This is a genomic window from Phormidium sp. CCY1219 (assembly GCF_035615515.1).
In the GTDB taxonomy this organism is placed as follows: Bacteria; Cyanobacteriota; Cyanobacteriia; order Cyanobacteriales; family Laspinemataceae; genus CCY1219.
Window position 1 is genome coordinate 1 of record NZ_JAJENT010000170.1, and the last position, 1,567, is coordinate 1,567.

General features: G+C 41.0%; 1 protein-coding gene. It reads left to right on the forward strand.

Annotated features, from left to right (window positions below):
• Window positions 1-126 precede the first annotated feature (126 nt).
• Complete coding sequence (locus LKK83_RS01000) at window positions 127-1,536, forward strand: transposase (protein WP_324628864.1); 1,410 nt, start codon at window positions 127-129, stop codon at window positions 1,534-1,536.
• Window positions 1,537-1,567: the final 31 nt, after the last annotated feature.

Consider the following 1,567-nt stretch of genomic DNA (forward strand, 5'->3'; position numbering starts at 1 on the left):
CTGGACAGTGAAAAGTTCTCTATGACCCCGAGAGTGTCGCTCTATGACCTCAAAAAAATGGACCGGCATAAAACCAGTCCATAAGTCATACTGGTAAGTATTCTACGCTTAACCAGTATTACCATTATGGCCCCAAAAGATCGAATTGAACAAATCCTCCAAAGTCTACGACCCGCATTCAGCCGTGAGGCGGCGTTTGAATGGTTCGTGATTATGGTCTGGGGCATTCTGTTATGCAATCGATCCCCTGCCATCACCAGTTATCTGAATGCAGTGGGCCTAGGTGAATTCTACTATGACCATGCTCTCCATTGGTTTCACGCTACAAGTTGGAGTGCCAAAACATTATCGCTCCAATGGCATCAATGGTTGATTTCTCATAACCATGTCAAACGGTTGAAAGGTCAACCTATTTATATTGGGGATGGCATTAAGGTGGCGAAAGAAGGCCGAAAAATGCCCCTTGTTAAAAAATTACACCAAGAATCAGGTAATGTAACCAAACCGGAATGGATTCGGGGTCATTATTTTGGAGCTATTAGTCTTTTATTACAATCTAAGGATTCTTTAGTCGCTGTCCCGATTACGTTTGAAATTCAAGATGGAGTTCAAACACTTGATATAAATTCACCGACTTTAGTTGATAAAATGTCCGACTTATGTAGGGCTTACATGAAAGCTGGAAGTTACGCCATCTTAGATGCCTATTTTGCTTCAAAAAAATTAATTAAGCAGTTTCGGTCTGACTCAATTCATTTAATTACCCGGGTCAAGATTAATACAGTTGCCAAGCATCCGTTACCACCGTCCCCTGTGAAAAAAGGTCCTGGCAGACCTCGCACTTGGGGACCAAAGCTGGAATTACGCACGTTATTTAATGACCCCAATTCTTTAACAACTGAATCGTTATCCCTTTATGGAAAGAAACAGAAAGTCAGTTATCGTACAATAGATTTACATTGGGACTGTCCCGAAAATTTAGTGCGTTTTGTTTTGGTATTGTGGCCGGGAGGAAAACAAAGCATTCTGCTTTCAACAGACCTGGATTTATCGGGAGTAGAAATCATAACGGCTTATAGTTGGCGCTTTAAAATTGAAGTGACTTTTCGGACATTAATCGAACTTTTATCTGGCTTCAACTATCGGTTTTGGATGAAAAATATGGCTCCATCTTCCCGGGAACCTAAAAATATGAATATCCAAGACTACTCTGATAAGGACCTGGTGAATATCCAAGATAAAATAGAAGCATTTGAACGGTTTGTCAATCTAAATGCTTTAGTTTTAGGGATTTTACAAATTCTGAGTTTATCCATGCCCTTGACGATTTGGCAAGGTTTTTCGGGTTGGTTCAGAACCGTACCTAGCAGTGGTTATCCGAGTGAGCAAATTGTTCGGCTTACTCTACAACAATCGGCCCCTTCTATTTTAGCTGAAAGTCCACCCAGCTTACTTTTGACAAAATTCCTTCAGGCCAAAGAGTTATTCATGCAGATGGCCATACACAGACGCATTGGACCGTTAAAAGCCCCTTGATAATGATCTCATAGAACTTTTCACTGTCCAG